Raw genomic sequence first — 13,161 nt, 5'->3', positions numbered from 1 at the left:
AACCGCCGCATCCGACGTGTCAATAGAACTAGACGTAAAAAATGAATGACAGGCGGGGCGGGGAGAAGGCATGCTGTGACGGTGGTTCGGTATACGAGTGGCTCCCCCGCAAAGGAGACGGCGAATGCTCGGCCCCCATCGCGGCCTGCCCCCCATGCCTGTCCTGCACCGGCCTGATGCGTTGAGCGGTCCGGCGGCTGGCGCGGGGGCGTTCGCCATCCAGGCGCCGCCGCCGGCCGTGGTGCTGGACCGGGCGGTTCAGCATCATCTGATCCCCCGCCTCATCGCCCGCCACCGGAGGCGGCAGCCGGGTGCCGGACATTCGGCGGCCGTGGTCACGGCGGCGGAAGCGGACGGCCTGGCGCGGCTTCTGATCGCCGGCCAGCACGGCCCGGTGCGCCGCCATGTCCGCGGCCGTCTTGCGCGCGGGCTGCCCGCGCCGGCCCTCATGCTCGACCTCCTGGGGCCGATCGCCCGCCGGCTGGGCGATGCCTGGGCTGCCGACACCTGCGGTTTCGCCGAAGTCACCACGGGCATGCTCACCGTGCAGGGCCTGTTGAAGGAACTGGACACCGCCGACTGCGCGCCCGACGCCATGGCCGCCGCGCCCGGTCCGGCCCGGCGCGCCCTGGTGGCATCGACTCCCGGCGAGCAGCACGGCTTCGGCGCCGAAACGGTTGCCGTCTTCCTGCGCCGGGCAGGCTGGGAGGTGGCTGCGCCGCCGGCGCCGACCACCCGCTGCGCGCTGGTGCGGGCGGTGGCGGAGACGCCGTTCGCCGTCGTCGGCCTCTCCCTTTCCGGCGCCCGCTGGCTGTCTGAACTTGAGGCGACGATCTCCGACATTCGTCGCGTGAGTTGTTGCAGAAATGTTGCGGTCGTTGTCGGGGGACCTGTTTTTCTTTGCGATCCAAGCATCTCCGGGCTTGTTGGGGCCGATGCAATGGGGGTAAACGGTCGTCATGCGGTAACGCTGGCGGAACGATTGTCGGCGTGGCCGTATGCCGATCCGGGCGGCCGTTGCGACGACCGTGGTTCTCGATCTCTTGTGGCTGGTGATCCGTGAAACACTTCCGCACACCGAAGACATCGCTGGGCACGCTGGGGGCGGAAGCCGCCGCGACCCTGATCGCCTCGGCGGCCGACATCGCCCTGGTGATGGACGCCGACGGCACGGTGCGTGACGCCGCGTTCGGCAGCGAGGACCTGCAACGCGCCGCCGGCGGGGAGTGGCTGGGCCGGTCGTGGCTGGAAACCGTGACGGTGGAAAGCCGCCCCAAGATCGAGGCCCTGCTCAAGGCCGCCCGCGGTGCCGATGCGACCGAGACGCCGCGCCCGCGCCAGGTCAACCACCCGGGCGGGAGCGGCAAGGCCGACGTGCCGGTGCTTTATTCCGCCGTGCGGCTGGACCGTGACGGACCCATCGTGGCGCTGGGACGCGATCTGCGCTCGCTGGCGGAGCTTCAGCAGCGTCTGGTCAACGCGCAGCAATCGCTGGAGCGCGACTATGCCCGCCTGCGCCACATGGAAACCCGCTACCGCCTGCTGTTCAAACTGACCTCGGAAGCCGTGCTGGTGGTCGACGCGCAGACCCGCAAGGTGGTGGAGGCCAATCCGGCGGCCGTCGCCCTGTTCGGCGACAGCACGCGGCAGATCGTCGGCCGCACCTTCCCCCACGGCATCGAGGGGGACGACGTGCAGGCCGTGACGTCGCTGCTGGCGACCGTGCGGGCACGCGGCGAGGCCGAGGGCGTGACGGTCCACCTGGCCGGGCAGCCGGCGCCGGTGGTGCTGTCGGCCGCCCTGTTCCGGCAGGAGCGCGCGGCGTTCTTCCTGATCCGCCTGCTGCCCCAGCGCTCCGACGCCATGGCGTCCGGGCAGGGCGCCGAGGCTGCCGGCGCCTGGCAGGAGGCCATGATGGCCCTGCCGGACGCCTTCGTCCTGACCGATAACACCGGGCGCATCCGGTCGGCCAACACGGCGTTTCTTGATCTCGTGCAACTGGCGACCGAGGAACAGGTGCGCGGCGAACCGATGGACCGCTGGATCGGCCGGCCGGGAATCGACCTGGCGGCGATCATCGGCACGGTGCGCGAGGACGGCAGCGTGCGGCTGCTTGGGACCTTGGCGCAGGGCGAGTACGGCGCCGGTGCCGACGTGGAACTGTCGGCGGTGGCGCTCAGCGAGGGGGCGGGCACCGACATCGCCTTCGTCATCCGCGACGTCAGCCAGCGCCTGAGCGCCGAGCCGCCGCCGACGGAGCCGGAACTGCCCCATTCCGTCAACGAGTTGACCGAACTGGTGGGCCGCGTGCCGCTGAAGGACATCATCCGCGACACCACCGACATGATCGAGCAACTGTGCATCCAGGCGGCCCTGGACCTGACCGGCGACAACCGTGCCTCGGCGGCGGAAATGCTGGGCCTGTCGCGCCAGAGCCTCTACGTCAAGCTGCGCCGCTACGGCATGATCGGCGACATGGACGGTGACAACGCCGGCTGACGGCTGGGGGCGGTTGACCGCGTCCATGGGTCCCAGCTTTCGCTGGGACGACGGGTCTTAAGGGCCTGCTTCAAAATCAGAAATCCCCGTCATTCCTGCGAAAGCAGGAATCCGCACATGGTGCTGACCATCCTGCCGCGCTCCCGTCGGGAAACCTCCACCAATGCCTTTGCAGCCTCGAAAGCAGGAAACTGCCTCCGCTGCCAGCCATTCTTGCATCGTCTGTAAGATAAACATGACGTCAATCGTTGTTGACGGTGCCCCGCGACCGTCCTACCCTTGAAGGCATGGAACGAGTCGCCTTCACACCCGTCGTCCAGCTTCTCAAGCCCATCACATGGTTTGCGCCCATGTGGGCGTTTGGCTGCGGCGTCGTCTCCGCCGGCTGGCCGTCGCTGGAGCAGGCGCCCCTGGCGCTGGCCGGCGTGCTGCTGGCGGGGCCGCTGGTGTGCGGCACGAGCCAGGCCGTCAACGACTGGTTCGACCGCCACGTCGACGCCATCAACGAGCCCGACCGCCCCATTCCCTCGGGCCGCATTCCCGGCCGCTGGGGGCTGTATATCGCCATCGCCTGGACGCTCGTCAGCCTGGCCGTCGCCTGGGCGCTGGGGCCGTGGGTGCTGCTGGCGGCGTCCGTCGGGCTGCTGCTGGCCTGGGCGTACTCCGCGCCGCCGTTTCGGCTGAAGGGCAACGGCTGGTGGGGCAACGCCGCCGTGGCGGTGTGCTACGAGGGGCTGCCGTGGTTCACCGGCGCCGCCGTCATGGCCGCCGCGCTGCCCGACTGGCGGGTGCTGGCGCTGGCCGGGCTCTACAGCCTGGGCGCCCACGGGATCATGACGCTCAATGATTTCAAGGCGGTGGAGGGCGACCGCAAGATGGGCGTGCGCTCGCTGCCCGTGCAGATGGGTGTCGGCCCCGCCGCCCGGTTTGCCTGCGCCGTCATGGCGCTGCCGCAGGTGGCGGTCGTGGTGCTGCTGATCGACTGGGGGCGCCCCTGGCACGCCGCCATCGTCGCCGCACTGCTGGCGGTGCAGGGGCTGCTCATGCTGCGGTTCCTCAAGCGCCCGCGCGACCTCGCTCCCTGGTACAACGCCACCGGCACCAGCCTTTATGTGCTGGGGATGCTGGTGTGTGCCTTCGCCGTGCTGCCGGAGGTGGCCTCATGAGCATTCCCGCGACGCCCGCGCCGCTGGGCTGGGGCGGCATCCTGCGGCTCGGCCTGGTGCAGACGGCGCTGGGGGCCATCGTGGTGCTGACAACCTCCACCCTGAACCGGGTGATGGTGGTGGAACTGGCCCTGCCGGCCATGCTGCCCGGCGCCCTGGTGGCGCTGCATTACGTGCTGCAATTCCTCCGCCCTCGCTGGGGCCACGGCTCCGACGTCGGCGGACGGCGCACGCCCTGGATCATCGGCGGCATGGCCGTTCTGGGCCTGGGCGCCGTCACCGCCTCGGCCGCCGTCGCCTGGATGGGATCGGACACCGCCGCCGGCGTGGCGCTGGCGGTGGCCGGTTTCGTGCTGATCGGCATGGGCGTGGGGGCGGCCGGGACGTCGCTGCTGGCGCTGCTGGCGACGCGGGTCGACCCCAAGCGCCGGGCGCCCGCCGCGACGCTGGTCTGGATGATGATGATTCTGGGCTTCGCCGTGACGGCCGGGGCCGTGGGCGCGCAGCTCGATCCCTACACGCCGGCGCGGCTGGTGGCGGTGACGGCGGTGGTCTCCGCCGTCGCGCTGCTGGTGACGCTGGCGGCGGTGTGGGGGACCGAGGGGGCGCCGGTGCGCCGTCCCGACATCCGCAAGCCGCCCTTCGCGCAAGCCTTCCGCGCCGTCTGGAGCGAGGGGCAGACGCGCCGCTTCGCCGTGTTCGTCTTCGTCTCCATGCTGGCCTACAGCCTTCAGGACCTGATCCTGGAGCCTTTCGCCGGCACCGTCTTCGGCATGACACCGGGCCAGAGCACCAGCCTCGCTGGCGTGCAGCACGGCGGCGTGTTCGCCGGCATGGTGCTGGTTGGGCTGGCCGGATGGCTGGGGCGCGGGCGGTCCGTTGGCTCCTTGAAGCTGTGGACGGTGGGCGGCTGCCTTGCTTCCGCCGGTGCATTGGGGCTGCTGGTCTTTGGCGGGATGGCCGGGCCGGGGTGGCCGCTGAAGGCCACCGTCGCGGCGCTGGGTGTCTCCAACGGCGCCTTCGCCGTCGCCGCCATCGGCTCGATGATGGCCCTGGCCGGGGCCGGTGGTCCGGGGCGCGAGGGGATGCGCATGGGCGTCTGGGGCGCGGCCCAGGCCGTCGCCTTCGGGCTCGGCGGCTTCCTGGGGACGGCCGCCGTCGACGCCGCCCGCGCCGTTCTGGCCGAACCCGCCGTCGCCTACGGCCTGGTGTTCTCCGCCGAGGCCCTGTTGTTCGTCGCCGCCGCCGCCCTGGCCGCGCGCCCCGCGCTGGGCGTCCGTGCCATGCCGAAGCCGGCCGGCGGCGGTGGTCTTGCCATGCTGGACGCGGGAGGCGGCCGATGATCCTCAACAGCCCCGAGACCTTCGACGTGGTGGTGGTCGGCGGCGGTCCCGCCGGTGCCACGGCGGCGGCCGACCTGGCGCGCGCCGGGTGGTCGGTCCTGCTGCTCGACCGGGCCGGGCGACCCAAGCCCTGTGGCGGTGCCGTGCCGCCCCGGCTGCTGCGCGAGTTCGCCGTGCCCGAGAGCGTGCTCTGCACCCGCGTGCGCGGGGCGCGGGTGATCGCGCCGTCGGGGAAAGAGGTCGACATGCCCATCGCCGACGACGGCTTCGTCGGCATGGTCAACCGCGAGACCTTCGACGAGTGGCTGCGCGCCCGCGCCGCCACGCTCGGCGCCCGCCGCCGCACTGCGACGCTTTCTGCCCTGGAGCGCGACGGGGACGGCGTGCTGCGCCTGAGCTTGCGCGGCAAGGCGGGGGAGGGTGGTTCGGTACGTGCGCGTATGGTCGTCGGCGCCGACGGAGCCCGCTCCACCGTCGCCCGGCTGGCGATGCCGGACACCCCGCCGCCGCCCAGCGTCATCGCCTATCACGAAATCATCCGCGCGCCCGAGCCCGGTGGCGCCTATGATCCGCTGCGCTGCGACGTCGTCTATCAGGGCGACGTGTCGCCGGACTTCTACGGCTGGGTCTTCCCCCACGGCGAGACCGCCAGCATCGGCATGGGCACCGCGCAGGACGGCTTCCCCCTGCGCGACGCCACCGCCCTGCTGCGCGAACGCGCCGGCCTGGCGGCGGCCGAGACCCTGCGCACCGAGGGCGCGCCCATCCCGCTGAAGCCCCGCAAGCGCTGGGACAACGGTCGCGACGTGGTGCTGTGCGGCGATGCGGCGGGTACCGTCGCGCCGGCCTCGGGCGAAGGCATCTACTACGCCATGGCCTCGGGCCGCATGGCTGCCGAGGCGGTGGCGGTGGCGCTGGAGAGCGGTGATGCCCGCGCCCTGGCGACGGCGCGGAAGCGGTTCCTGAAGGCGCACGGCCGGGTGTTCTGGATACTCGGCCTGATGCAGCGGTTCTGGTATTCGTCCGACGCGCGGCGGGAACGGTTCGTCAGCATTTGCCGCGATCCGGACGTGCAGGCGCTGACGTGGCAGTCCTACATGAACAAGGAACTCACCCGCCGCGACCCGACCGCCCACATGCGCATCTTCTTCAAGGATCTGGCGCACCTGTTCGGGCTGGTGCGGCCGTGAAGGGCGGGCCCATCCATCGGGCCGCCAAGGGGTACGCCGCCTTCGAGCGCATCATCGCCTGGCTGCTGCTGGTCGGCATGGCCGGCGTGATCGTCCTGGCGACGGCCAATTTCCTGAGGGCGGTGGTGGAGACGGCGCTGGGCTACAATGCGGGGTGGAACTACAGCACCTTCCAGGCCCTGTTCGACGGCATCCTGGCGGCCGTCATCGCACTGGAACTGGCGCACTCCGTCCAGCAGATGGCCGAGGGCCAGAAGGGGCTGGTGCAGGTGCGCACCGTGATCCTGATCGGCGTGCTGGCCGTGGTGCGCAAGCTGATCGTGCTGGAGATCGAGGACACCACGGGCGCCTTCCTCACCGGCCTGGGCGTGGCCGTGCTGGCGCTTGGGGCCGTCTATGCCCTGATCCTGTGGGTGGAGGGCAAGGTGGCGCCCGAGCCGCCACACGCACCGGGGGAGCGGGAGGACGAATAGGAGCGTTGCGGAGGGCGTAACCGGCTCTCATTATTGAGGAAAGCCAGATCACCCTCCGGAGGCCCCAGTTCCATGACCACCCCCTCCCGCCGTCTCGACACCGTTCCCTGCGACGACCTGCGCACCTGCGCCAATCCGCAAGAGGCGCTGGCCCGCATGGTCGACATCTACGAGACGGGCCTGGCCATGCTGCAGGAGGATTTCGCCGGCTTCGCCGCCGGAACGCTTCAAGGGCCGGCGCGGCGGGTGGTCTACCCGTACCTCTGTGCCGAGATCGCGCCCGAGGACCTGGCCGTCACCACCAGCATGGCCTTCGGCAAGGTCACCCAGCCCGGCCTGCATGGCACCACCGTGACGCAGCCGCGCCTGTTCGCCGACTACCTGATGGAGCAGATGCGCCTGCTGGCCGAGAACCACGCGGCGACCCTCCATGTCGGCCGCAGCCGGGTGCCGATCCCGCTGACGTTCGCGCTGGACAAGGCGACGGCGGAGGTCACGCCCGACCGCCGGAGCGCCTTGCGCCACGCCTTCGCCCTGCCGAACCTGGTGGACACCAACGACGACATCGCCGACGGTCGGCGGCCGGCGTCGACGGAGGTCATCACGCCGCTGTCCATGTTCCCGGCGGGGCGGACGGACTATTCCCTGCACCGCCTGCGGCACTACACCGCGACGGCGCCGGAGCACTTCCAGCACTTCGTTTTGTTCACGAATTATCAACGTTACGTCGACGAATTCGTGACGTTCGGGCGCGAGGCGGTGGCGGCCGGCGAGTATGAAAAGCTGGTGGAGCCGGGCGACCGCATCACCTGGACGGGCCGGGAGCCGGACAAGGCCCCCATCGCCAAGCCGCCGCAGATGCCGGCCTATCACCTGGTGCGCGAGGGGCGGACGGGGATCACGCTCGTCAACATCGGCGTCGGCCCCTCCAACGCCAAGACGGTGACCGATCACCTGGCCGTCCTGCGCTCCCACGTCTGGCTGATGATCGGCCACTGCGGGGGGCTGCGAGAGAGCCAGCGGCTGGGCGACTACGTGCTCGCCCACGCCTACCTGCGCGACGACCACGTGCTGGATCAGGTGCTGCCGACCGAAATCCCCCTGCCCACCATCGCCGAGGTGCAGGTGGCGCTCGCGCAGGGGGTGGAGGACGTCATGGGGCGCCGCGGCCGGGCGCTGAAGGAGCACCTGCGCACGGGCACGGTGGTCACCACCGACGACCGGAACTGGGAGTTGCGCATGGACACGCTGGCGCAGCGGTTCAACCAGTCCCGCGCGATTGCCATCGACATGGAAAGCGCGACCATCGCCGCCAACGGCTACCGTTTCCGGGTGCCCTACGGGACGCTGCTCTGCGTCTCGGACCGCCCGCTGCACGGCGAGATCAAGCTGCCCGGCATGGCGGATGCGTTCTATGAGCGCAGCGTGAGCCAGCACCTGCGCATCGGCATCCGCGCCCTGGAGATGCTGCGCGACGAGGCCCGCGCGACGACGCTGCACTCCCGGAAACTGCGCAGCTTCGACGAGCCGGCGTTCCGGTAGGGCGGGCGTCGCGTCCCGCCACAAACGACACGGGCGCCGGCTGCAGTGCAGCGGCGCCCGGTGCGTGTCGGTCATGGTGTGGAGAGGAGATGGTGGGCGCGGTAGGGATTGAACCTACGACCCCACCCGTGTGAAGGGTGTGCTCTCCCGCTGAGCTACGCGCCCATCTCTCTCAGGCCCCAATCGGTGGGGCCGTGGCCCCCGCCGTCGTGGGAGCCGCTATATAGGAAATCGCCGCGCCCCCTGTCAAACCTTTTTTTGCAGGTCCATGTCGGCGCCTGCGTCCATCAAGTCCAGCACCTGGTCGAAGTGGTCGATCAGGCGGTCGGCGCCCAGCGCCTCCACCGGGCCGCGGGGGTAGCCGTAGGTGACGCAGGCGCAAGGGACGCCCGCCGCGGCGGCCGCATGCACGTCGTTGCGGCTGTCGCCGATGAACAGGGCACCCCGTGCCGGAACGCCCAGTTCGTCCAGCACCGCCAGCACCGGCCCCGCCTGGGGCTTGCGCTCTGCCGTGGAGCCGCCGCCGACCACGGCTGTGAAGAACCGCGCCAGGTCCAACTCCTCCAGAAGCTTCAGCGTCGCGCCATGCGGCTTGTTGGTGCAGATCGCAAGGGGATGTCCCCGCGCCATCAACGTCTCCAGCGTGGCTACGACGCCAGGGTAGGGTTGTGTCGCACCCGCCGTTGCCGTCTCATAGATGGCGACGAAGCGTTCGGTCAGGCCGTCCAGGTCGCCTTCCGCCGCCGCCGCGCCGGTTTGCGCCCAGGCGCGCTGGACCAGCACGCGGGCGCCGTCGCCGACCATGAACGCCACGTCGTCCTCGGCCACCGCCGGCCGGTCGTGCTCGGCCAGAAGGTGGTTCAGGGCGGCGGTCAGGTCGGGAACACTGTGCACCAGCGTGCCGTCCAGGTCGAAGATCAGCGCAAGCGGCGCGCCGGATGCGGTGGGAGAGGAGGTGGAAGGCATGTCCGTGTCCGTCATGATGGTCCGCAACAACCTGCAACAATGTTTGTTTTGGTGCAGGTTCGCCCCCTGTGGCATCTTCCGCCAAACCCGCCTGCACACCCGTTCTAACGTGTTTTCGAGCATATGAGCAAAACCAAAACCGCCGCCGTCGTGCTTGCCGCTGGCATGGGCACGCGCATGAAGTCCGCCCTTCCCAAGGTCATGCACCCGTTGACGGGGCGGCCCATGGTGAGCCATCTGCTGTCCACGGTGGAGGCCGTGGGGGTGGACGAGGCCGTCGTGGTCGTCGGTCCCGGCATGGAGGCGGTCGGCCGCGCCGTCGCGCCGCACCCGACGGTGGAGCAGACCGACCGGCTGGGCACCGCCCATGCCGTGATGCAGGCGCGCGAGGTGCTTGCGGGCTTCGACGGCGACGTGCTGGTGCTCTACGGCGACACGCCGCTCATCACGCCCGAGACCCTGGGAAAGATGCTGGAGGCGCGTCGCGGCCCCGTGCGCCCGGCGGTGGTGGTGCTGGGCTTCCGGCCCGAGGACCCCGGCGCCTACGGCCGTCTGATGATGGACGGCGACAGCCTGGAGGCCATCGTCGAGGCCAAGGACGCCACACCCGAGCAACTGGCCGTGGATCTGTGCAACTCCGGCGTCATGTGCGTCGACGGCGCGAAGCTGCTGGACCTGCTGGACCGGGTCGGCAACGACAACGCCAAGGGCGAATACTACCTGACCGACATCGTGGCGCTCGCGCGCGGCGAGGGCCTGGCCTGCGCCGTGGTCGAGGGGGCGGAGGAAGAGCTTCTGGGCGTCAACAGCCGCGCCGAGCTGGCCGTGGCCGAGGCGGTGGCGCAAAAGCGCCTGCGCAAGGCGGCCATGGACGGCGGCGCGACGCTGATCGCGCCGGAAACGGTGTTCATGTCCCACGACACGGTGATCGGCCGCGACGTGGTCATCCAGCCCAACGTCACCTTCGGCCCCGGCGTAAAGGTGGGCGATGGCGTCGAGATCAAGGGCTTCTGCCACTTCGAGCAGTGCACGATCGCGCAAGGGGCCACCGTCGGTCCCTACGCCCGCCTGCGCCCCGGCGCCGAGGTCGGCGAGGGCGCGAACATCGGCAACTTCGTCGAGATCAAGAAGGCCGTCGTGGAGCCGGGCGCCAAGGTCAACCACCTGACCTACATCGGCGACGCGCGGGTGGGGGCCAAGGCCAACATCGGCGCGGGCACCATCACCTGCAACTACGACGGGTTCATGAAGTATCACACCGACATCGGCACCGGCGCCTTCATCGGGTCGAACTCGGCCCTGGTGGCGCCGGTGAAGATCGGCGACGGTGCCATCGTCGCCGCCGGCTCGGTGGTGACCGGGGACGTCGAGCCTGACTCCCTGGCCGTCGCGCGCGGCAGGCAGGAGGCGCGCCCCGGCTGGGCCGGCCGCTTCCGGCAGCGCATGGCGGCGCTGAAAGCCGGCAAGTCCAACGACAAGAAGGGAACCTGAAGCCATGTGCGGGATCGTCGGTATCATCGGCCGCCAGGAGGTGGCGCCGCTGCTGGTGGACGGGCTGAAGCGCCTGGAGTATCGCGGCTACGACTCGGCGGGCATCGCCACGCTGGTCAACGGCTCCATCGACCGCCGCCGCGCCGAGGGCAAGATCGTCAACCTGGCCGATCGCATCGCCCAGAAGCCCATCGCCGGCACCGTGGGCATCGGCCACACCCGCTGGGCCACCCACGGCCGTCCTAACGAAGCCAACGCCCACCCGCACGCATCGGCCAAGGTGGCGGTGGTGCACAACGGCATCATCGAGAACTTCCAGGAACTGAAGGCCGAGTTGCAGGAGCACGGCCGCGGCTTCGAATCCGACACCGACACGGAAGTGGTCGTCCACCTGGTCCACTACCACCTGGACCAGGGCATGGAGCCGGTGGAGGCCGTACAGAAGGCGCTCAAGCGCCTGCACGGGGCGTTCGCGCTGGGCATCCTGATCGCCGGGCGCCATGACCTGCTCATCGGCGCCCGCATGGGCAGCCCGCTGGCGGTCGGCTTCGGCGACGGCGAGATGTATCTCGGCTCCGACGCGCTGGCCCTCGCCCCCCTGACCCAGCGGCTGGCCTATCTGGAGGAAGGCGACATGGCCGTCCTCACCCTGGACGGCGCGACCTTCTACGACGTCGACGACAACCGGGTGGAGCGCCAGGTGCGCCAGACCGCCCTGTCCGGCGCGCTGATCGGCAAGGGCGAGCACCGCCACTTCATGGCGAAGGAAATCTTCGAGCAGCCGCAGGTCATCGGCGACACGCTGAACGCCATGTACAACCCGGCGCGCGGTTCCATCACCCTGCCGGACCTGCCCTTCGACCTGGCCGACGTGCCCAAGGTGACCATCGTCGCCTGCGGCACCAGCTATTACGCCGGGCTGGTCGGCAAGTACTGGATCGAGCGCACGGCCCGCGTTCCCGTCGAGATCGACGTCGCCAGCGAGTTCCGCTATCGCCGGCCGGTGCTGACCGAGGGCGGCGTGGCGCTGTTCATCAGCCAGTCCGGCGAGACCGCCGACACCCTGGCGGCGCTGCGCCACTGCAAGGCGGAGGGGCAGCGCATCGTTTCCGTCGTCAACTCGCCGGAAAGCTCCATGGCGCGCGAGAGCGACGTGGTGTTGCAGACCAACGCCGGGCCGGAAATCGGTGTGGCGTCCACCAAGGCCTTCACGACGCAGCTCACGGTTCTGGCCTGCTTCGCCATCGCGCTTGGCCGCGCGAAGGATACGCTGAGCCCGGCGCGTGAAAAGGCCCTGGCGGCGGCCCTGGCGGAGGTGCCGGGCCGGGCGGCGGAGGTTCTGGCCCATGACGAGGCCATCCGCGACATCGCCCAGTTCGTCGCCGAGGCCCACGACGTGCTGTACCTGGGGCGCGGCACGTCCTACGCCATCGCCCTGGAAGGTGCCCTGAAACTCAAGGAAATCAGCTACATCCACGCCGAGGGTTATGCGGCGGGCGAGATGAAGCACGGCCCCATCGCGCTGATCGACGAGAGCGTGCCGGTCATCGTCATCGCCCCGCACGACGAGGACGACCTGTTCGAGAAGACGGCGTCCAACGTGCAGGAGACGGTGGCGCGCGGCGGCCAGGTGATCTTCTTCTCCGACGCCAAGGGGGTCTTGCGGATGCAGGACACGGCCCTGCACGCCATCGCCATGCCCGAGGTCGATCCCTTCGTGGCGCCGATCCTCTACGCCATCCCGGTGCAACTGCTGGCCTACCACACGGCGGTGCTGAAGGGCACCGACGTCGACCAGCCGCGCAACCTGGCCAAGAGCGTGACGGTGGAGTAGGGGCGGGGCGATCAGGCCACCCGCCGGGGCTGGCCGTGGGTCATGCTCCAGAAGCCGTCTTCGGTGGCGAACTCCGGCATTGACAGCGGCGGGCCCGCGGCGGCGGCCGGCGAGAGGTGACGGCTGTCGGCGGGCCGTCCCGGCATCGCGCCTCGCCCCTGCCGCATTCATCCTGTAGGGTCTTCCGCGAACCATCGAGAGGTCTGTCATGCGCCGCCGCCTTGCGCCCGCCATCGCCGTCGCCGTCCTGTCCCTCGCCGCCGCGCCCGTCGCCGCCGCCGAGGACCCGGAGGCCCTGGCCGCCTGCGCCACCGACTTCGACCGCTGCACGGCCCGCTGCGAACTCTCCTACCGTGACGATGCGGCCGCCAAGGCAGGCTGCCAGGCCGCCTGCGCCGCCGACCGGGCGGTGTGCGAGGCCAAGGCCGGGTACGAAGCCGCCAAGCCCTGGGTGGCGGAGCAGTTCCGCAACATGCAGCGCTTCTTCGAGGGCTTTTCCGAGAAGGGCGGGCAGGCGCCCCAGATCCCTCCGCCCGGTGATCCCGAGGTCGCCCCGCTGCCTGATCGCCAGGACGGGCCGGACGACCCGGATGCGCCCTACAAGGACATCTGAACAAGGACATCCGAGCCGCCCCGCCGGCTCCGCATCTTGCACCG

12 protein-coding genes and 1 tRNA gene are annotated in these 13,161 nt (G+C 70.5%); 10 read left to right on the top strand and 3 right to left on the bottom strand.

The annotated features are described in order from the left end of the window. The first annotated feature begins 154 nt into the window (after positions 1-154). The 7 genes from LG334_RS16670 (at position 155) to LG334_RS16640 (ending at position 8,213) form a co-directional block, all read left to right on the top strand. Entirely contained in the window at positions 155-1,063 is a 909-nt protein-coding gene (locus LG334_RS16670; RefSeq protein ID WP_404379763.1) for a B12-binding domain-containing protein, read from the top strand. Further along, complete coding sequence (gene ppsR / locus LG334_RS16665; protein ID WP_404379762.1) at positions 1,060-2,499, top strand: transcriptional regulator PpsR; 1,440 nt, start codon at positions 1,060-1,062, stop codon at positions 2,497-2,499. Before LG334_RS16670 ends, ppsR begins: the two co-directional genes overlap by 4 nt. Positions 2,500-2,786: 287 nt before the next feature. Continuing rightward, complete coding sequence (chlG, locus tag LG334_RS16660) at positions 2,787-3,665, top strand: chlorophyll synthase ChlG (RefSeq protein ID WP_404379761.1); 879 nt, start codon at positions 2,787-2,789, stop codon at positions 3,663-3,665. Further along, on the top strand, positions 3,662-5,008 hold the full coding sequence (locus LG334_RS16655; protein ID WP_404379760.1) for a BCD family MFS transporter: 1,347 nt from the start codon (positions 3,662-3,664) through the stop codon (positions 5,006-5,008). The genes chlG and LG334_RS16655 overlap by 4 nt, the downstream gene beginning before the upstream one ends. Further along, positions 5,005-6,198 (top strand): geranylgeranyl diphosphate reductase, encoded by a 1,194-nt coding sequence (locus tag LG334_RS16650; RefSeq protein WP_404379759.1) that lies wholly within the window; start codon positions 5,005-5,007, stop codon positions 6,196-6,198. The genes LG334_RS16655 and LG334_RS16650 overlap by 4 nt, the downstream gene beginning before the upstream one ends. Next, positions 6,195-6,671, top strand: coding sequence for a phosphate-starvation-inducible PsiE family protein (locus LG334_RS16645; protein WP_404379758.1), 477 nt, complete (start codon positions 6,195-6,197; stop codon positions 6,669-6,671). Before LG334_RS16650 ends, LG334_RS16645 begins: the two co-directional genes overlap by 4 nt. A 72-nt stretch (positions 6,672-6,743) precedes the next feature. Next, complete coding sequence (locus tag LG334_RS16640; protein WP_404379757.1) at positions 6,744-8,213, top strand: AMP nucleosidase; 1,470 nt, start codon at positions 6,744-6,746, stop codon at positions 8,211-8,213. A gap of 90 nt (positions 8,214-8,303) precedes the next feature. Here LG334_RS16640 and LG334_RS16635 read toward each other — a convergent pair. Next, positions 8,304-8,378 (bottom strand) — tRNA-Val (locus LG334_RS16635). A gap of 81 nt (positions 8,379-8,459) precedes the next feature. Next, a complete protein-coding gene (gene gph, locus LG334_RS16630) occupies positions 8,460-9,179 on the bottom strand; it encodes a phosphoglycolate phosphatase (RefSeq protein ID WP_404379756.1) in 720 nt (239 codons plus the stop codon). A 123-nt stretch (positions 9,180-9,302) separates the two neighbouring features. On the opposite strand from gph, the gene glmU reads away from it, so the two are divergent. Together glmU and glmS are read left to right on the top strand one after the other, a co-directional pair. Next, positions 9,303-10,670 carry a bifunctional UDP-N-acetylglucosamine diphosphorylase/glucosamine-1-phosphate N-acetyltransferase GlmU gene (gene glmU, locus LG334_RS16625; RefSeq protein ID WP_404379754.1) on the top strand — a complete coding sequence of 456 codons (1,368 nt, stop codon included), beginning with the start codon at positions 9,303-9,305 and terminating at the stop codon, positions 10,668-10,670. A gap of 4 nt (positions 10,671-10,674) precedes the next feature. Further along, positions 10,675-12,504 carry a glutamine--fructose-6-phosphate transaminase (isomerizing) gene (gene glmS, locus LG334_RS16620; RefSeq protein ID WP_404379752.1) on the top strand — a complete coding sequence of 610 codons (1,830 nt, stop codon included), beginning with the start codon at positions 10,675-10,677 and terminating at the stop codon, positions 12,502-12,504. A gap of 11 nt (positions 12,505-12,515) precedes the next feature. Here glmS and LG334_RS16615 read toward each other — a convergent pair whose 3' ends face one another. Next, a complete protein-coding gene (locus LG334_RS16615) occupies positions 12,516-12,650 on the bottom strand; it encodes a hypothetical protein (RefSeq protein ID WP_404379750.1) in 135 nt (44 codons plus the stop codon). 62 nt (positions 12,651-12,712) lie between these two features. Between LG334_RS16615 and LG334_RS16610 the strand changes: the two genes are divergently transcribed. Beyond that, positions 12,713-13,117, top strand: coding sequence for a hypothetical protein (locus LG334_RS16610; RefSeq protein ID WP_404379749.1), 405 nt, complete (start codon positions 12,713-12,715; stop codon positions 13,115-13,117). Positions 13,118-13,161: the final 44 nt, after the last annotated feature.

The sequence above is a fragment of the Caenispirillum salinarum genome, from assembly GCF_044803115.1.
GTDB classification, from domain to species: Bacteria; Pseudomonadota; Alphaproteobacteria; order Rhodospirillales; family Rhodospirillaceae; genus Caenispirillum; species Caenispirillum salinarum_A.
The sequence above is the reverse complement of the archived record's forward strand: the minus strand, read 5'-3'. Positions and strand labels throughout refer to the sequence as shown.